This window comes from Pseudomonas syringae group sp. 243L2, assembly GCF_032587875.1.
Classification (GTDB): Bacteria; Pseudomonadota; Gammaproteobacteria; order Pseudomonadales; family Pseudomonadaceae; genus Aquipseudomonas; species Aquipseudomonas amygdali.
The window spans coordinates 315,561-334,568 of record NZ_JAWHPL010000021.1 but is presented as its reverse complement, the minus strand read 5'-3'; the positions used below and the strand labels follow the sequence as shown (position 1 = coordinate 334,568).

The 19,008-nt window shown below is 55.7% G+C and carries 8 protein-coding genes and 1 pseudogene; 6 read left to right on the top strand and 3 right to left on the bottom strand.

Annotated features, from left to right (window positions below):
* Positions 1 to 26 precede the first annotated feature (26 nt).
* Both RYB66_RS14530 and hutH read left to right on the top strand, forming a co-directional pair.
* Positions 27 to 911: an ABC transporter substrate-binding protein gene (locus tag RYB66_RS14530; RefSeq protein ID WP_316885795.1), complete on the top strand. Its 885-nt coding sequence runs from the start codon at positions 27 to 29 to the stop codon at positions 909 to 911.
* 70 nt (positions 912 to 981) lie between these two features.
* Positions 982 to 2,505: a histidine ammonia-lyase gene (gene hutH / locus RYB66_RS14525; RefSeq protein ID WP_316894699.1), complete on the top strand. Its 1,524-nt coding sequence runs from the start codon at positions 982 to 984 to the stop codon at positions 2,503 to 2,505.
* Positions 2,506 to 2,573: 68 nt separating this feature from the next.
* Here hutH and RYB66_RS14520 read toward each other — a convergent pair.
* Positions 2,574 to 2,684, bottom strand: a pseudogene (locus RYB66_RS14520) (Arm DNA-binding domain-containing protein); the annotation flags it as partial.
* 23 nt (positions 2,685 to 2,707) lie between these two features.
* On the bottom strand, positions 2,708 to 3,622 hold the full coding sequence (locus RYB66_RS14515; protein WP_002553328.1) for a LysR family transcriptional regulator: 915 nt from the start codon (positions 3,620 to 3,622) through the stop codon (positions 2,708 to 2,710).
* 309 nt (positions 3,623 to 3,931) lie between these two features.
* On the opposite strand from RYB66_RS14515, the gene RYB66_RS14510 reads away from it, so the two are divergent.
* Positions 3,932 to 4,954 carry a zinc-dependent alcohol dehydrogenase family protein gene (locus tag RYB66_RS14510; protein WP_005776975.1) on the top strand — a complete coding sequence of 341 codons (1,023 nt, stop codon included), beginning with the start codon at positions 3,932 to 3,934 and terminating at the stop codon, positions 4,952 to 4,954.
* A gap of 52 nt (positions 4,955 to 5,006) precedes the next feature.
* Here RYB66_RS14510 and RYB66_RS14505 read toward each other — a convergent pair whose 3' ends face one another.
* A complete protein-coding gene (locus tag RYB66_RS14505) occupies positions 5,007 to 12,833 on the bottom strand; it encodes a Tc toxin subunit A (protein ID WP_316894696.1) in 7,827 nt (2,608 codons plus the stop codon).
* A gap of 659 nt (positions 12,834 to 13,492) precedes the next feature.
* Here RYB66_RS14505 and RYB66_RS14500 point away from each other — a divergent pair.
* The 3 genes from RYB66_RS14500 (at position 13,493) to RYB66_RS14490 (ending at position 18,926) form a co-directional block, all read left to right on the top strand.
* Entirely contained in the window at positions 13,493 to 14,995 is a 1,503-nt protein-coding gene (locus RYB66_RS14500) for a hypothetical protein (RefSeq protein ID WP_316894694.1), read from the top strand.
* Positions 14,996 to 15,086: 91 nt separating this feature from the next.
* Positions 15,087 to 16,493 carry a PLP-dependent aminotransferase family protein gene (locus tag RYB66_RS14495; RefSeq protein ID WP_316894692.1) on the top strand — a complete coding sequence of 469 codons (1,407 nt, stop codon included), beginning with the start codon at positions 15,087 to 15,089 and terminating at the stop codon, positions 16,491 to 16,493.
* Between the two features lie 105 nt (positions 16,494 to 16,598).
* Positions 16,599 to 18,926 (top strand): ATP-dependent DNA helicase, encoded by a 2,328-nt coding sequence (locus RYB66_RS14490; protein ID WP_316894690.1) that lies wholly within the window; start codon positions 16,599 to 16,601, stop codon positions 18,924 to 18,926.
* Positions 18,927 to 19,008 lie beyond the last annotated feature (82 nt).

Genomic DNA, 19,008 nt, shown 5'->3' with positions numbered 1-19,008 from the left:
TCGGGATCTTTTAGAGAGTTCAGACGATGATGAAAGCAATGTTTGCCTTGGGTTTGTTCGCTGTCTCCAGCCTGTTGACCGTTTCAGCCATGGCTGCCGAAAAGCCGACAACGGAGGCCATCACGATTGGTTCGGCGGATTTTCCTGAAAGCCAGCTGCTCGCTACGATCTATGCAAAAGCTCTGACGGCAAAGGGTATTGCGGTGAATACCAAACTGAATATTGGCAGCCGCGAGGTCTACCTGCCAGCGTTGCTCGATGGCTCAATCGATATGATTCCTGAGTATTCGGGTGCCACGTTGAGTTATCTCGACAAAAAGGCAACCGCGCATACTCCCGAGGAGGTGGCAGAAGCCTTGCGTAAGGCGCTTCCGGAGGGCATATCGATGTTGCCGCCATCTTCGGCTCAAGACTCTGATGTTGTCGTCGTCACCAAGGCCACTGCGGAGAAATACAAGCTTGTGACTATCGCTGACCTCAAGCCCGTCGCCAGCAAACTAGTCCTCGGTGGACCGCCGGAATGGAAGTCTCGCAAAGAAGGAGTCCAGGGTCTTAAAGACGTGTATGGCCTTACATTCAAATCATTCAAAACCCTGGACGTTGCCGGACCGCTGACGCTCTCCGCCTTGTTGAACGGTCAAATTGATGCTGCCGATATGACCTCGACCGATCCAGCAATCAAACGCAACAACCTTGTCGTCCTTGAGGACACTCTGAACCTCTTTCCAGCCCAGAACATTGTGCCGATTTTCTCGGCTAAAAAAGTCGGCCCTGAAGCGGCTGCCGTATTCAATGCGGTTTCCTCAGCGTTGACCACTGAGGATCTCATCGTTATGAACGGTAGTGTGGATGAGCATGAAAGTATCGACGTGATTGCTGATCGCTGGTTGACCGCCCACAAGATCAACTGAGGCACACGCGGTGTTGCAGCGACGTGGTGAGTTCCACCCAACCGAATAACCTTTCAGTGAGGACACAATCTTGACCAGTAACATGACGACCGTCGAACTGGGTGCAGCGCCAACGTCTGTCGAGGATATTGCAGCGATTGCCTACGGGGCGCGTGTTGTTCTAGACCCTGTGTTGCTTGCCGCAATGAAACGCACGTCCGACCTCATCAAATTCGAACTTGATAGCGGCAAGGCGATTTATGGGCTTACCACTGGCGTGGGTGACTTGTATTCAGTGCCGCTACGCTCGGACGAGATTTCACGATCGCAACTCAACATGTTGAGAAGTCACGCAAGCGGGGTAGGAGCACCGCACGACGACCAGGCTATACGCGCCATCATGGCCACGATGATCAAGGCTCTGTTGCAGGGTTCCAGCGGTGTCAGTTCCGACCTCATCATTACCATGACTGAGATGCTCAACCGTGGCGTCACGCCTTGGTCACCTGGTGGCGGCTCGGTTGGATATCTGATAGCGACAGCGCACATTGGCCTTGCTGTTTTTGGCCAGGGCCAGGCGTGGTATCAGGGCCAATTGTTGCCAGGCGGCGAGGCACTTACCCGGGCAGGTATCGCTATACGCGAGCCAGGCCCGCGGGAGGGGCACGCTCTTCTCAGCGGAACCTACGAAATTACCGGCATCGGCGCACTGGCGCTCCACGAGACGGAACAATTGATCGCTTTGGCAGATGTAGCGGGGGGGATGAGCCTTGAGGCGCTGAAAGGCAATACAAGGGGTTTTGACCCTCGCCTGCAACGCATGCGACCGCACCCCGGCCAAGTGAAAACCGCCGCACGATTGATGAGCCTGTTGGACTCCAGTGAAATCATCGCGGCGAATGTCGATCACCGGCTACAGGACGCCCTTAGCCTGCGCTGCATTCCGCAAGTACATGGCGCTGTCCGTGACGCCATTGCCTATTGCCGAAGCGTGCTTGATATCGAGATAAACTCGGTGACGGACAACCCGGTTTTCGTTGTTGAGGACGATACGCTGATCGCCTTGCCCGGAGGCAATGGTCATGGTGCACCAACCGCGTTGGCACTTGATTTTCTGGCGGTGGCAATCGCACAACTCAGCAGCATGTCTCAGGCCCGCTCGGACCGTTTGACCAATAGTTATCTCAGCGGCTTGCCGGCATTTCTGGCAGATGGACGGGGTTCGAACTCTGGTTTCATGATTCCGCCTTATGTTGCCGCCGCTCTGGCAGCCGATAACCGTGGGCTCGCGGCCCCTGCGAGTGTGCACACTGTTTCGACCTGTGCAGGCCAGGAAGATCACGTGTCGATGGGTGTAAGTGCTGCGCGTAAGGCGCGTGCCGCAGCGAACAACGCAGCAGACATTCTCAGTGTTGAATTCATTTGTGCAGCACAAGGTCTGGAGTTCCAGCGGCCGTTACAACCTGGGCGAGGTACAGGCGCAGCTTACGATTTGATCCGTACTTGCGTGCCCGCACGTGACGAGGATCGAGATATGTATCCAGAGCTTCATGCGATTCGTGAAATGATGGACGACGGCCGGCTTGCCCGCGCAATCCAGAGCACTATCGTCTAATTGATCAGTCCGCCACGAGAGCACCGTGGCGGACTTACAGTCTGTGATTGTCTTGACCGCGTGATGAGCGCACCGCGCGCAATGTCGCGAGCCTCCTTCAGGCCGATATCGGGGTAAGCGCCGATGGAGAAACGGTTTTCCTTGCCATACAGCCGATACTTCAATCGCCAATAACGTATTTTTTGATTTTAGTGGGATTTCATTACAGACTATCCGGATCCCCAAAAAACATCTGAATCCGCGACCTCAACCAACGCTCCCCCGGATCATTATCCTGCGCCCCCCTCCAGGCCATGTGCAGCTCAAACGTACGCGTCTCGATCGGCAGGTCTTCAGACCGAACGCCGCCAGCCGCCGTCAGCACCTGCGCGGCATAATCAGGCACGGTGGCGATGATGTCGGTGCCGGTCAGCAGTGTCGCCAGGCCATTGAACTGCGGCACGGCGAGGACGACGTGGCGTTTGCGGTCGATTTTTTCCAGGTGCTCGTCAATGAACCCGCTCAGGTCGCCGGCGAAAGAGACCAGTGCGTGGGGGCGGGCGCAGAAGTCGTCGAGGCTCAAGGGGCCGGGTATCGAGTCGGCGCGCAGCAATTGCGGCTTGCTCCTGCGCAGAACCTTGCGCTTGGCGTTGGCAGGCAGGTCCTGGGTGTAGCTGACGCCGACCGAGATTTCACCCGAGGCCAGCAATGGCGGCATGAGGATGTAATTGACTCGTCTGACCACCAGCACGATCCCTGGAGCTTCAGAGCGCAGGCGTTTGAGCAGGGTGGGCAGCAAGGCAAACTCGACGTCGTCCGACAAACCGATGCGGAACACTGAAGTGCTGGTGGCCGGGTCGAACTCTGAAGCACGGCTGACCGCTGTCGAGATGGAGTCGAGTGCCGGGGAAAGCAGGCCGAATATTTCTGTGGCGCGGGCGGTGGGCTCCATGCTGCGCCCGGTACGCACGAACAACGGGTCATCGAACAGGCCGCGCAGCCGAGAAAGCGCGGCGCTGATGGCTGGCTGACCCAGAAACAGCTTTTCCGCCGCACGCGTAACGCTGCGCTCATGCATCAGGGTTTCGAAAACGATGAGCAGATTGAGGTCGACGCGACGCAGGTCGTTACGATTCATGCGGAATATCTCGGGCCATTTGTCGGTTGGGACGTGAGCAGGGTGCGATAGTACGAGCAAATGCGGGTCTGGCGCAGGGAAAATTAATGGCAAGGCCACGGAATGTCCACATGGCTTGCAATGTCTCGTCGACATGCGAACAATGGCGGCCATTGCGCATCGTGGCTTCCAGACGCTTTCTGGCTGCGACATGCAGCTCACAGGACACAATCGATGACAGGCATGTCGACTATCAATAGCCACCGATAGTGTTCCCGGCAATGCCCGGATAAAGTTTGTGGCATCAAGGTTTACCAGGCGAGGTTCTAAATGTCCCGCACGATCCGTTTTCACCAGTTTGGCCCGGCCGAGGTGCTCAAGCTCGAAGAGCATCCTGTCGCGTCGCCTGTTACCGGCGAGGTGCAGGTGCGCGTCCAGGCCATCGGTGTCAGCTGGTACGACGTTCTCTGGCGACAAAATCTCGCGTCTACCCAGGCCAGGCTGCCTGCCGGCCTGGGTTATGAGATGGCTGGCGTGGTGACTGCGCTGGGCGATGGGGTCGACGATTTGCAAGTCGGCGACAAGGTCGCCAGCTTTCCGGCAGCCGATGCCAACCAGCACCCGGTCTATGGTGAAACCATCGTATTGCCGCGTCGGGCATTGACTCGCTACCCGGATGTGCTTTCGCCGGTCGAGGCCAGCGTGCATTACACACCGTATCTGGTGGCGTACTTTGCCTATGTTGACCTGGCGCGTATCAAGTCCGGGCAAACCGTGCTGGTCACCGACGCCAGCCACTGTTCCGGTCCTGCTTTCGTGCAGTTGGGCAAGGCGCTGGGCGTTCGAGTGATCGCCGCGACCAAAACTGAAGATGCCCGTGAGTATTTACAGTCGCTGGGTGCCGACAAGGTGGTGGTCACCGAAGAGCAGGACTTGTTGATGGCAATCAACAAGTACACCGAAAACCGTGGTGTCGATGCTGTTTTCGATGGCCTCGGTGGCCCGCAGATGTCGATCATGGGTGATGTGCTCGCGCCACGCGGCAGCCTGGTGCTGTATGGTCTGCAAGGCGGTAATCAGACGCCGTTCCCGGCCTGCGCTGCGTTCCAGAAAAACATTCAGTTCTACGTGCACTGCCTGGGCAATTTCACCGGCAAGCCTGAGCTGGGTATTACTCAGGATGAGGCTGCACTGCAACGCGCCTTGCAGCAGATCAATCAAATGACCGCCGACAAGGTACTTGCGCCGTTGCAGACGCGCAGCTTCCCGTTCGAGCAGGTGGTGCAGGCGCACCGTTACATGGACGTCTGCCCGATTGGTGGGCGTGCGGTGCTGGAAGTCGAATCGGTCTAATATTTTTTTGCCCTGTAATAAAAAAGCCCTCCGCTCTGGAGGGCTTTTGCATTCAGGAGTTTGGCGTTTCCTGCTCCTTCAATAATTGCTTGATGGATGACGCGAACTGACTGCCACCCTCTGCGGCGGTGTAGACGATGTGCAGTTGAATGTCGGTAACCGCAGCTTTGTTGTCTTTTCCTATGAATTGCTTCACAACTTCTGCATCTGGAAATTCCAGCGTCCAGTTCGATATCGCGCCTGTCCCTTCAAAAGGCAAATAGCGCCCATCGTCGAACATCAGCTCGCACAGCCAGTTTTCGCTGCCTATGCCCCGGCCGTCGTCCGACAGGCTGGAAGACAGCGCGATTTGCTGTTGCGCGCGCAGATTGGTCTTGAGGTACGGGTTGGACTTGCGTGTTTCGTACAAAAGCCTGGCGGCTTCGATATCCGGTCTGACCAGCGTGGTGCTGCCGGTCTGGTTAAGCACAGCGCAGAGGTTCTGCAAGCCGTCCGGATCACTGGATTGCAACTTGAAGGACACCGACACATGCTTGAGCTGACGCAAATAATGCCCGGGATAGTTACGGTCGAAGTCAGCAGCTCTCAAGGAAAACATCAGAGGCTTGGTGCCCAGTTCCTGCAACGTCTTAAGCCATTTACCGTCGTCGGTTATACCTACTTGGGATCTGAGCGAAACCGTTTTGCGAATGTTCATGCGCCGTTCGGAAGACTGCAGGTAAGCCGCTTCCATCTCCAGCACATCCAGTTGCAATGACTCTCCGGCCAGCATGCCGCGGAAGTTGTCATTCCAACCGCCGGTGCGAATGAACTGCGCATGTTCGTAGTCGCCTATCTCATAGCGCCAGGCGCCTTCGAGGGCGAGAGCCATTGACAATACCGCATCGTAGGCCGGGGCGTAGACAGTGCTCATCCGCGCGACCAGCCAGTTGTAGGTAGGAATGATAGTGAAGCCGGTGGTCATCGACACATAGGCTTCCTGCATTGCAATACGCTGAGCTTTTGCTTCTTCGACGGCGATTGCTGCAGATTTTATAAGTATGTCTTGTTCGACGATTTGTTGGTTCAGGGTCGCCATTTCGAAAGCGGCGAGATCCACTTCAAGTTGCCAGCCTCTTGAGCGACGTTCGTATTCGGCCTCGGTAGTCAATCTGTCCGACGCGAAGGCCAGTGCTCTGCTCAAAGCATGAGCACCACCAATCGCGGCAGACACCGGAGCAGAAAATTCCTGACCACCCATTGCCATACCGAAAACATTGGGCAGCGCATCAAGCGTTCCTTTCACGGCCTCTGGTAACGACGTCGCAGTTTCCATGTACGCAGCATCGACCTTGCAACGCAGTGCTATAGACTCAAGATCAGTTTTCCCCTCGGAGACCTGATCCCTATAAAACGTGTGCCGTAAATCTATTGCATGCTTACCCGATATCAGCGTCTGTTTGCCTGCCTGGGCAGCGTTGAGCGCTTCTGCCTGGAGCTTTATTGTGAAGTCAGCAAGCTGGACTTGCTGGTCCTGTAGCTGCACCGACAGTGATGTGTCAAATTCACTCTCCATAAGATGCATCAGATGACGACCCATGTCGGTCAACACCCTTATTGCTTGCTGCACCCTCGTTACCAGTGCGGGAAAACGATAGACCGGTATCAGGCCGAAGGCACTATTATAGGTGGAACTGAGTCCACCGGCTTTCCCGGATGAATGGCTGAACGGATCGTCGGTTGCGTAGAGTGGCAAAAATGGCATTGCCTTGCCGTCAAGCGTCAGGCCGTGGCGCAGGTTGAACAGGCGCTGTTCGATGGTGCTGCGCAGATCGGTAAGGCGGGCGTTGAGCGGGGTACGGAACGCCCCTTCGGTGACGCCTTTCAACGGTTGAGCCGTCCAGCTGTCTCCCCTTGATGTTTCGGCAATCTGGCCGATCAGCTTGAGCGCCTGCTGATAGCTGAGCCAGGCCTGCGTGAGGCTGTCACTGGTGAGGTGCCGATAATAATGATCACCCTCGCGCTGCCAGTGTTCGACCAGAAACAGGAATACTGCCTGCCGGTAGTGACGGGACGAAGTGAAGGCCCGTATCGCCGGGTCGACAGAATCATCAAGCTGCGACGTGCCTGTGCTGATGTCGGCAAGCGGCCTAGTACTCCACAGCGCAGGTTGGTCATGTTCTCCAGTGCCAGTGCGGTAAGGGTCAAACAAGTGCTCAGTACACCAGCGTAACGCCTCCTGAAACTGTTTCTCCTCGCTGAGACGTGTGGTGACCAGAAACGGGAGATGCAGGAATAATTCACGGAAGTAGCGCCCGTTGGCACCATGGAAGTCCACCGAAACTGTACTTTCGGCGTCGATGGCAGGCTCCAGTAGCATCTGTGTATCCCATGCCAGCACACGATCAACCGACTGCGTGGCCCGGCTGACCAGTTGCTTGCCGAACAACGTGTTGAGCCGGATAGTGCTGAACGGGAGGTCTTGCATACCACTGAGTTCCAGGTAAAGGGCCTGTTCCGGGTTGCGGGTGATTTTGCAGTCCCATAGAGTAAACGTTCGAGACGAGACTATTTTGACTTCATGGAGTTGATTGACCACCCAGTGGTCCACCCCCACCAACGCCACCTGGTAAGTACCAGGTGAAATCTCATCAAGGTCTGCTTCGATAAAAGCCTCCCCATTGGCCACTACCTCTTTCCTGGCCCGCTCTACGAACGTTTCGTCAGCGGCAGCTTTGGTAAGGATTTTCAGCTGTATGGAGGCAAAGGCGGCATCACCCTGAAGGGCAGACCATGCGCCGTTGGGCAGCGGTATTTGCTGCAAAAAGTTGAATGAAATACGTAAGGTTTTGTTCAGTGGTCTTTTTACATAAGTCGATAGCGTGCTCGGCGACGCCTTGACTGGGACGAGGGTCACAAGATGCTCGTGGTTGGTGAATACAAGTTTTCTGTATGATATTTTGCTCGATGTGAAAGTTAGTGCGACAGTTAAGTTTCCGTTTGTTGAAGCAGTTTTAAGGTTTAAGGTTTTTATGTGTTCAATTAAGTATTCGGGTGTATTTATTGTGTTGTTTATTTTAAAAAATTCTGAATGGTTTTGTGTCCTAATTTCATTACTTCCATCGTCGCCGATGTCGTTAAGTAATTCGAGCATTAACTGTAAAACATATTTTTTTTGATTTTTAGTAGGTGACGAGATACCTACGGCTTCGAGTATTTCGGCGATATAATTTTCAAGCCCGTTTATGTGTTCAGAATCCTGTATAAGTACTGTGCTGTCAATGAAAAAATCTATAACTGCTTTTTCATATTTTCTTGTAAAGAGGGTGAAGTTTTCACCTTTGGTTGAATCTGTTGTCGATTTTATAGGAAAGTCGCTTTCAGTAAGTTGAAACTCAAGTTTGTAGGATTGGCTGGATAAAATATCACCTACATACACGTGCTGAATCCTTCTAGCATCGTTGTACTCAGTATGCAATGCAGTAAGCAGTTTGCTTTCCTTGTCCTCTTCATTTTGGTGTTCTTCGCCTATCACTTTTTCATCAATCAACAACAAGTCACGCGCCTGAACAAAAAAATCATAATCTTTCGTTCCTAGCGCATCCTTCTTTTTACCTGGTATTTTTGGCTGTCCTTTTATAGGGTTCTCTCTTTCAGGCTTGTCTTCTGTCGTTGCATCGTAAAGCAGTGCGATCAACCAGGGGTCGTTCTCGCGCTTGCCATGTTCGTCCACAATAGCAATTAGCCCGGGTTTGTAAGTGTCGTCTTTAAGGTAATTGTTATTTTCATCTTTTAAACGCTTGCCATCCTTTGTCCCGTCCAGGGCCAGCAACTCATTCGCTGGGCTCCATAGCCCATCTATCTGCTTATAGCAGTAATGCACGGTAATTTTTCTGAACTTTGTAGGCGTCTGCTTCGTTTCGTCTGCGCTGGGTATCGGAGTGGTCGAGCGTTCGACCCAGATCACATAGGGACGCCCAGCGATGATGATCGGACGAATCACATCCAGCGTTTGCCCATCTGTGGTTGGTGTTTGCACGATCTGCCCGCTCAGAGGCAAGCCGATTTTCTCCCATTCACTCCATGCCAGCGGGCTGAGTTGCCCCAGATTATCGCGCTTGCTGATATCCAGCGATCGCCAGTAGTACTCAGTCGGTTCGACGTTGGTCTTGCCGATGAAATGGTAGGTATCGCTTACCGGGTCAAAGCCGTCGAGGTAGCCGCTGACCACTTGCAGGTTGCTGACGTGCTCGAACTTGCCGATGTAGTTAGCCACCGCGAGTTGCACCATGTCGTTGGTCAGTTTGCCCTGATTCAGTTCATTTTCCAGCTCGACGAATGGTTGGCTCTTGCCGGGCCGCAAGGCTGGCTGGATAAGGTTTTCCGGATGGTTGACCTGTTGGTGCCAACTGCGCCAGCGCGCGTACTGGTTGCAATAGCGACGCCATTCGTCGTCCGCGTCAGCAATAATATTCCGCGCCGCTGTGTCGTAACCCGGTTCCAGGTGTGCGAAAAATCGGCTGAGGTAATGTTGCAAACTGGCCGTCGCATGCGCCATCTGACTGGTCATGACTTCACTGGAAACCTGCACGTCGGTCAGCAGAAAGTTGGACAGATCGTCGGCGTCGGCAGCAGTGGAAAACCTGTAGTCAGGCGTGTTGGGCAAGTTGATCAGCAGGTAGCCAACCAGTGCATCTCGCCACGCTTCGTTGAGCGGAATATTGATAGCGTGCTGCTCGGCCTCATCACAACTTGCGAACAACAGCGTGGCAAGTGACTGAACCTGTCCATAGGATGATTTTGCATCCAGTGCAGTCAATGCGATAAGCGACTGGCATGACAGCCCTGTCTTCTGGCAAAGCAACTGTAAGCGCAGGACCTGATCGACATCGGCGACATTGAAAGCTCTCTTCTGAATCGGTTTGGCTTCAGCTACTTCTTTGGGTGCCGTGTTCAGCAGCCCATTTAAAGGGTCCCCGGTTCGCGTGCGGTCAGTAAAGCCGAGAATCTGACCTTTAAATTTTAAGAGTTTGCCACTTTTCTTCAGGGACTCAGCTCTTTCCTTATTTTGCGAATAGACTTCAGTGAACTCATCCGGACTAACGATCAGCGGTCCAGGGTTATCGCTTAAAAATTTTTGAAACGACATGAATATCGGCTTTATCCCTGAATACACATTGTTGATGTCCAGGGTCCAATAATAGTTTTGTGCAATATATGAGACTCCTCCATTCCCGTTGACGGTGTCTCTGGAGCTCTTGTCCAGGCTGGCGAGGTAATCGGCAAATGTCTTACGATCTGGTTTGACGATAACTTTGGTGGCCTCTGGCGCAGGCTTTGGCTCCGGCAGATACGTAGTCCCCACGGCACATAGCGTTTCTTCAGCGTTCCAGCCAATCAACTTCGCCAGTCGCTCTGCCGCCTCAAGTCCTGTTGACTCGTCTCCATCGCTGTTGATGGCCTGCAGATAATCCAGAACATCGGACTCCTGATAGCCAGTCTCCTGAGCGCGTTTGACCCAATTGCCAAGGCATGAAAGCTGGTAGCACAGGTCAAGGCTTGATCCCGACTCGTCCAAGGCCATTTGCTCAGGGTATTCCAGTAGCAACTCAAGCCCGGCGGGGCTGAGGTTGAAGCGCATGATCAGTTCGGCATGGCGTTTTAGCTCTGACCACATGACGAATGCGCTTTTGCTGAACGTGTTCTGGCTGCCCGCCTGAATTGCGTTGTTTTTTATTTCATTGAGCAAGGTAGCGGTACTGATGTCGAGCCAGCGCAACAGGAGCAATACGTGCTGTTCACTCAATACCGATCGACCAGGCTGATTGCTATTGCCTGACAGCGCCGCCCCCAACGACTTGATAACATCTTCCTGAGCGATCAGCGCTCCATTGATCTGCGCGGCGAAGGCCTCACCGGTTTTGAGGTAGGCATCTACATCCAGTGCATCACTCTGTGCTAACGCGCCCGTCAGACAGATTGAAATCTGAGCATTGATCGCCGCCAAGCGGTCCCGGCCCTGGAATACGGGAATTGCCTTGACCCAGCCATCTGTGTCAATCAGAGGGTTGAAAAGCTGCAGCCAGGTATTCTTGTCGTCCTTGAGTGCAACCTGCTGCACAGCGGCCAATGATGCAAGTCTGGCTTCTGTCAGCGATGATTTGCCCAGCCGATCTGCAGATTCCGTGATCAATTCCAGCCAGTCGGCCGGAGCGGGGAGCGTTTTCGCCTCGATATCCGGCGTGGGCGTCAGCAGCAACGCCAGTAGATCCAGACCGATGTTTTGCAGCCTCGCCCACTGAGTGAGGTTCACCGCAGCCATTATCACGTCGAGGATGTCCGGCTGATCGTCTTTATCAAGAAGCGTCGGTGCGCCAGCCAGTTGCTTGAGCAGGTCGTCGTTGCCGATGAACAGCAGCGACATCAGACCGGCCCCGGCCTGCGGCGATAGCCTCAACAGGCGCGGCAGGTAAACCTGACGATATAACGCAGAAAACAAGGTCAGTGTTCGTTTGGGCAGTTTTGTCGGGGCGCCTTTTGCGGCGGGTTGCTGGAATCGCTGTGTAGTTGCAACGAAATCTCTGGCGGTCTGTTCGTCGATCTTCAGTGCGTAGCACATCTGCGCCAGCGTAGCCTGGCCCGCGTCGGTATCCAGATCGAACTCAGCGTCATCGAATATCACTCGGGTCTGATTGCTGTCGTTACCGTTGGCGGCCTGCGCACCCAATACGGTATCCAGAGCGGGCAATGCCTGACCCACCGAATATACCGGCAACGCGCCAAGCATGGTCGCAAACTGCCATGCGCTGACCTTGAAATCACGATGCAGGTAACGGAACACGCTGATTGCTCGCAACGTGTTGGCGGTAAAGTGGAAATCTTTGGTTTGACCTTCTGCACGCAAGGCGGACATTACCAGCGTATCGACGTCAGCGAACGGCAGGCCGAGGAAGTGCTGCAAGTGAATGAGCTTGTGCAGGCGGGCGAAATGGCTGGCGTTGACGTTGGTCAGTTGCTGGCCTGACGAGCTGTCAGCGGGCACTGTAATGGCGATTGCCGGGCTGCTGGCATTGTTGATAAACGAGGCACCGTAAACCTGACTGGCTGCAACCTCTGTTTGCGATGCGACAGGGAGGTGTTCGGAACGTTTTACCGTGGTGCTGAAGCCGGTCTGCTTTCCATCGTCCGTACTTTTGAGGGCAAGCAGGTCGTAAAGGTCCTGTTCGCTCAGCCCAGTCTGGTGGCGAAACAGGGCTACATCGCTGATCGCCAGCAGAGCCTCGGTTGCGCTACCGGCTACGCCGTAGGCAGTTTTGAAAAAATCGGCTTTTGCCGCAGTCTCATTGTCCAGCAGCAGTGTGTGCAGGGACGGGTCAAGGCCGCTGCCCGAGAGTATGGCCGCGCGCAGGTCTTTCTGGCGGAAATTCTGGTAGCAGAAGTTGGGATAATCATAAGACGCAAGCTTGTGCACATCGAACAGCGTGATGCCCTTCTGCTCAAGCACCGCCCGCATTTGTTGGAAAGCCAGATGGAATGGCAGCGTTGCATGACTGCCCGATGCGGCGATGGCATTCGGCAATGGTGTAATGCCGGCCAGCATCTGCGCGGGATGAGCGAGTATATCGATCACCAGTTTTAGCGCGGATACGGTCTGGTGGGCGCTGGTTTCGTCAAGCAGCAGATCGCCCAGCGCAGGGCGTCGGACACCGATTTTGATGGCCTTGTTGTCGGCCATTATTTCCAGCTTGATGGCTCGTTGATACAGATCGCTCAGGTAGGCAAGAGGCCCGTCGCTGGAATCCAGTGCGCCCGCGGAGGTGGTGTGCGCTAGGTTTTCCGGAAACAGACTGGCGTAGGTCGGAGATGAACTTTTTTCGAGGGAAGCGGATGGTAGGGCCATGGTTGTACGTCCTTGTTGGGTTTGAAAACTCCTTGTGCGTCTTTAATGCAGAGCGCATTGATCAAGCTTAGGACAGAGTGGGTCGATGTCGGTGAGTGCCGCTTAGAACCTTTGGCGATGATCGAGACAATTGAATGCCGGCTGTGTGATATTTCACCTCGACAATGCCGCGCCGGGCACGATGCTCTTTATTGCTTCATTGAAAGTACCGGTTCAGTTCCGCTGGACGAAGGTAAATATGGAGCTGTGGGCGACATGAGTATTAAAGTTTAATCAATCTGTCAGAATGCGCACAATGCCACTGGTATTTCCTACAGGGCAGAGTAAAAGCATCATTGTATGTCGATACGCTCTTGCTCGCCGAGAGCTTCCTGTGGAGGGATCTGGCGTGGAGTATAATTGGCAAAATAATAAGTCCCTGGCTGCTGAATGAGTGAGGCGTTTAAACGCGTTGTCTAATATGGCCGCCTTATGTAAACATTCTGCGTTGTTTTCAAAAGAAAACTGTCTATTGTAATTGTTTTGAAGATATTGATAATGCGTCGGTAATTACCACTCAGGGAATGAGTCATGCTCGACTATAAACTTGGTTGTCAGCTTGATGTTCAATGTTCTGCCTGCACCGTGTCGCGTCTTGAGCGACAGGCAGGTGACACACAATGAGCTCTATCCACGAACAGGCAATGAATTACGTCTATCAGCAAGTATTGCAACGTTTGCTGGGGTATTTCACCCGTGCGGAACGCACGGCATTGCAGTTGTTGATTCAGCGATTGATTGTCGCGGCTGGCGGGATCGAGCGGATTTCCGGTTTCAAGGTGCTGGTGGCGTTCGGCGGTGGTAAGGACAGTGCCTACACGCTGGCCTTTTTGCGCGCCGCCCAGTTGAGCATTGCCTGTCGATCGCCCGGTACGTTCAATTTGCGGGTCGCCAATCGACGCCACGCGGGAATGACACCCGCGGTGATGGATAACATCAACCGCACCTATTCAGCATTGTTTTTGTATGACGACCCGCGCGTCGAAACGCTGGTGATCGACAACCAGTACACCCAGGCCTTCGAGCCGGATCTGCCTTTTTCCAGCGCAGGGCGCGAGCAGAATCGCCTAGACATGCTGCTCGGTGGACATCTGTCCGCAGGTGACGCGCGCACCACGTTTTGCAATACCTGCTATCTGGGGCTGGCGGAATTTCTGGGGCGCGCGTTGAGCTGGGGTAACGGTGTCGATGCTGTGGTCAGCGGCGATTCACACAGGGAGCAGCGGCAGTACGCGACGTGGATCATGCGTCTGGCCCAGCGCACCGGGCAGTACACGGGCAGTTGGGGCAACCAGACGCTGACTGGCGTACTCAAGGTCATCGACACGATCGGCCAGGCGTATTACCACGAACTGTACGGGGACGGCGAAGACAGCCCGCGGGCAAACCGATCCATAGCGGTTCCTGAAAAAGCCAACGCGCCAGCCTTTATCACCATCGCCGATCTGGTCAGTTGCAAGGCAGACGAGCACTGGAACCTGCTGACTGAATTCCTTGATTTCCGCTTCGATGATCTGTCGTTCAGCTTCAGTGAGTCCGATTGCGCCAATCCTTTGCTGATGGCTCATATGCGGGGCCTGACTGCGCAGTACCTGCAAGAGCGCAATTATGCCGACGGGATAGCCGAATACCTTGAGCTGGCAACATCGCTGATGCGCAGAAAGCAGATGCCGCCACGATTGATTGATCAGGCGCTCAGCGCTTATGCCGGGCGGGCGCGAATCGAGACGCGTCGCGAGCTGGCCTCAGGCTTCGCTCAGGAGGGGTTTGGCCTGAACGAGACTCAACTGGTCTGCATGCTGTTCTCGCCATTCGTCAATCAGGGCGACGGCCTTGAATCATTTCTGCGCCGCTGCCATCCCGGCATGCTGGTGGCACTGCCGGATCTGCACAAGGTGCTCTCGGGCTCGACGGCCCCGGATCAAGTGATGCAGTGGCTGGTGGATATCAGCGGTCTGAGCCTCCAATCGCTGCAAAACCTTTACGGCAAACAACGGGTGAACTTCGATGACCCGCATTCAATCATCGCCAGAATTCGCGCTGCCGATCCTGACAAACGCCGAATCATGACCGTTGACCCGGCGACCGGTCAGGCAGTGGTCGAGATGCTTTCCGGGCGCTGAACCGGTTTCGGATCATGGCTGCTGTCGGCAACCGGCATCAGTCATGTCGCGACTTTCTAAAGTCTGGTCTGGCTGAGCGGCGGATACCTGGATGAAAAACAACATGGATTTTGCTTACCAGGCGGTTTACCGCTATCTGGTGCGGCTGGTCGACCAGCAACAAGGCGAGCTGGCGCTGAAGATGCCATCACTGCGACAGCTGGCGCAGCGACTGAGCGTATCTATATCCACAGTACAAAGCGCCTATTCGCTACTGGAAAAGGAAGGGCGCGTCTATTCGCTTCCCAAGTCGGGCTATTACTCGGCACCGTGCAGCGGGAACAGGGCGGGGCGGGCATGTTCTGACAGCGATGGCGATCTGTTACACGTGCTGTGCGATAACGCCAGTCGTCCGGGCATGTCGCTGCTGGGTTGCGATGAACCGACCCTTCTGCATGCACAGGAAAGTTCGCTACCGGCAATGGAGCGAGAACTGACTCGGCATTATCCGCGCCTGCGGGAGCCAGGTTTTCAGCCGTTCGGCGAGCCAGAGCTGCGCACCGCGTTGGCGGCCCGCTACACCCGTGATGCAGAACACTGCTGGCATGCTGACAATGTCTATATCGCCCCAGACCTGCACGGGGCGTTCAAGGCCGTTATCGAAACGTTGGGGCTGCGTGGCACTGTGGTGTTGGTGGAGTCGCCCTGCGCCTGGGCGTTGCTGCGCTTGCTGCAATCGTTCGACATTCGCGTTATCGAGCTGCCACTGGACGAGACCGGCAGCCTTGATCCTGCGCGACTCGATAACCTGTTGCGCGACAATGATATCGGGCTTGCCGTGTTGCCTTCTTTACTGAACCCGGTGCGAGGCAGCATGCGCCCTCCGGGTAACAGCGAGGCCGTTGCGTACGCGTTAAATCGTCATCAGGTCTGGGTGCTGGAAAATGACAGCCATGCGGGTTTGCAATTTGCGCACGAGCAGGCCCCTCTGCGCCACTGGGTTGACCCGCAGCGTCTGGTGATTATCGGCGCATTTGACAAGAGTCTTGGGCCTGAAGCCCCTTACGGCTATCTGCTGTGCAAAACCCTTGAGGTGCGCTGGCAGCAGTATTTTTGGCTGCGAGCATTCGAACTGCCGCCGATTCGTCAGCGGGCGATTGCCAGATTGTGCAGCAGTGGGCGTCTGGACAGGCAACTGGTGGCGTTGCGAGAAACGCTGGTCAGACGCATGCAGTCGATGACACAACAACTGGATGAACAGACGGGTGGAGCGTTGCGTTATCAGGTACCCGAGGGCGGCTGCGGTGTCTGGGCCGAGAGCATGCATCCCGTAGACATGCGCCAGGTCTTCGACAGGCTGCTGGCCCAGCGCATCGTCATTACTCCCGGCGAACTGTTCAGCCTGCAAAACCGTTATGGGCAGCATTTATGGGTCAGCTACGCCATCGACTGGGGTCAGGATCCGGCCGCGCGCCTGGCCGCGTTGGGAGGAGCGTTAACGCAGGCGCGTCTGCACTAGGCACTGACATCGCAAGCCGTCGATCCATTTATGTTTGCCAGACGTGATTCAAGGCTGTTAACTGGACGCCTGTCCAGTATTCACAACCTACGGCTTCCCAGCGCAGTGACTCCGACCGCCCCTGTAAAACCCGATTCCGGGCAAGCCCTCATCAGCGACTCGCCTGCGCATTATGTCGTGGCCGTGCGCGCACTGTGCGAGTTCACCGCCAAGGTCGGCGATCTTGACCTGCGCTTCACACCATCACCCACGGCTCAGGAAGGGATTGCCGGACACCGCACGGTCGCGTCGCGTCGTGGCGCTGATTATCAGGCCGAGTTGTCGTTGAGTGGCGATTATCGCGAGCTGACGGTAAGGGGCAGGGCGGACGGGTACGACGCCGGTCGCAATCAATTGGAAGAAGTGAAGACCTATCGCGGCGAGCTGGATGCGATGCCCGCCAACCATCGTCGATTGCACTGGGCACAGGTGAAGGTCTACGGCTGGCTGCTTTGCCAGCGTCTGCAACTTGAACAAGTGACGCTGGCTCTGGTGTATTTCAACATTGTCAGCGAGCAGGAAACCCTGATTCGCGAGCCATTCAGTGCAACGACGCTGCAACAGTTCTTCGAGCAACAGTGCACGATATTCCTCGGCTGGGCGCAGCAACAGATGGCGCATACGCAGGCGCTGCACAAGACGCTGGGCAGCCTGAAGTTCCCTCACGCGTCCTTTCGAACCGGGCAACGGGTGCTGGCCGAGTCGGTGTACAAGGCGGTGAGCACCGGCTGTTGTCTGATGGCTCAGGCACCTACGGGCATCGGCAAGACGGTGGGCACGCTGTTTCCATTGCTCAAGGCGGCGCCCGGTCAGCAGCTTGACAAGATTTTCTTCCTCACCGCCAAGACTCCCGGGCGTCGGCTGGCACTGGATGCGCTTGAGGTCATCAATCACAGTGCGCCGGAGCTAAAGCTGCGGGTGTTGGAACTGGTGGCGCGGGACAAGGCCTGTGAGCATCTGGACAAGGCCTGTAACGGAGATTCCTGTCCACTGGCCAATGGCTTTTACGATCGTCTGCCAGCGGCCCGCGCCGCTGCACTTGAGTCGCCCTGGCTGAATCAGGCCAGCGTGCGCGAGGCCGCATTGCGGCATCAGGTCTGTCCGTATTACCTCAGCCAGGAACTGGCACGCTGGGCCGATGTAGTAATCGCTGATTACAATTATTACTTCGACCTCAGTGCGCTGCTGTTCGGCCTCGGCCAGCTCAATCAGTGGCGCGTGGCGGTGCTGGTCGACGAAGCGCACAACATGGTCGAGCGGGCCCGGCAGATGTACAGCGCCAGTCTTGATCAGAGCCAGTTGAAAGCCCTGATCCAGACGTCGCCCGAACCCGTTAAAAAAGCCTTGCAGCGTCTCGACCGGCAATGGAATGCGCTGCACAAAGTGCAGCCCGCTGCCTATCAGGCGTACTCGGCGGCACCGGAAAAACTCATCGGCAGCCTGAACCAGTGCATCTCGACCATTGGTGATCATTTCAACGAGCACCCGCAGGCAGTGGATGGCACGTTGCAGGGTTTCTATCTGGAAGCCATCGGCTTTGCACGCATCGCCGAGCTGTTCGACGAGCATTTTATATTCGACATCACCCGGCGCGAGGCGGGCGGCAAGCGCATTCTGTCGCGCCTCAGCCTGCGTAACGTGGTTCCAGCACGCTTCATCCGTCCGCGCCTGACCGCTGCGCGCAGCACCGTGCTGTTTTCCGCAACGCTCAACCCGCGGCATTACTATGCGGACCTGCTCGGGCTGCCGGTCAACACAGCGTGGATCGATGTGGAATCACCGTTTAATCACGACCAACTCGACGTGCGGATTGTCAGCCGCATTTCCACACGTTTCACTCATCGTCAGGCCTCGCTGGCACCGATTGTCGAGCTGATGGCGGAGCAGTTCGAAGCGCGGCCAGGTAACTACCTGGCGTTTTTCAGCAGTTTTGATTACCTGCAACAAGTGGCTGAACTGATGGCGCAGACTCATCCGCACATCACCCTCTGGCAGCAGGCGCGGGGCATGGGCGAGAGTGAGCGTCACGCGTTTCTCGACCGCTTTACCCTGAGCAGTCAGGGCATCGGTTTTGCCGTACTGGGCGGTGCCTTTGGTGAGGGTATCGACTTGCCGGGCGCACGGTTGATCGGCGCGTTCATCGCCACCTTGGGGCTGCCGCAGCTCAACCCGGTCAACGAGCAGTTCAAGCAGCGCATGGCTGCACTGTTCGGTGCTGGCTACGACTACACCTATCTTTACCCCGGCGTGCAGAAGGTGGTGCAGGCAGCGGGGCGGGTGATCCGCAGCCAGAGTGATCGTGGCGTGGTGATGCTGATCGACGATCGTTTTGCCGAGCACAAGGTCAAGCAGCTGTTTCCGGCGTGGTGGCGGCCTGAAACGTCAACGGCTTAGGGATCGATACTCAAGCAGCGCTGTCGAACTGCCAGTAAACTGCCGCATCGATTATGTTTTTACCTGCAGCAAGTCTTTATTT

What these genes read in the sequence shown, in the direction of transcription:
- RYB66_RS14530 (WP_316885795.1), top strand. Translation starts at nt 27, where the DNA reads ATGATGAAAGCAATGTTTGCCTTGGGTTTGTTCGCTGTCTCCAGCCTG.
- RYB66_RS14500 (WP_316894694.1), top strand. Translation starts at nt 13,493, where the DNA reads ATGAGCTCTATCCACGAACAGGCAATGAATTACGTCTATCAGCAAGTA.
- RYB66_RS14510 (WP_005776975.1), top strand. Translation starts at nt 3,932, where the DNA reads ATGTCCCGCACGATCCGTTTTCACCAGTTTGGCCCGGCCGAGGTGCTC.
- RYB66_RS14515 (WP_002553328.1), bottom strand. Translation starts at nt 3,622, where the DNA reads ATGAATCGTAACGACCTGCGTCGCGTCGACCTCAATCTGCTCATCGTT.
- RYB66_RS14495 (WP_316894692.1), top strand. Translation starts at nt 15,087, where the DNA reads ATGAAAAACAACATGGATTTTGCTTACCAGGCGGTTTACCGCTATCTG.
- RYB66_RS14505 (WP_316894696.1), bottom strand. Translation starts at nt 12,833, where the DNA reads ATGGCCCTACCATCCGCTTCCCTCGAAAAAAGTTCATCTCCGACCTAC.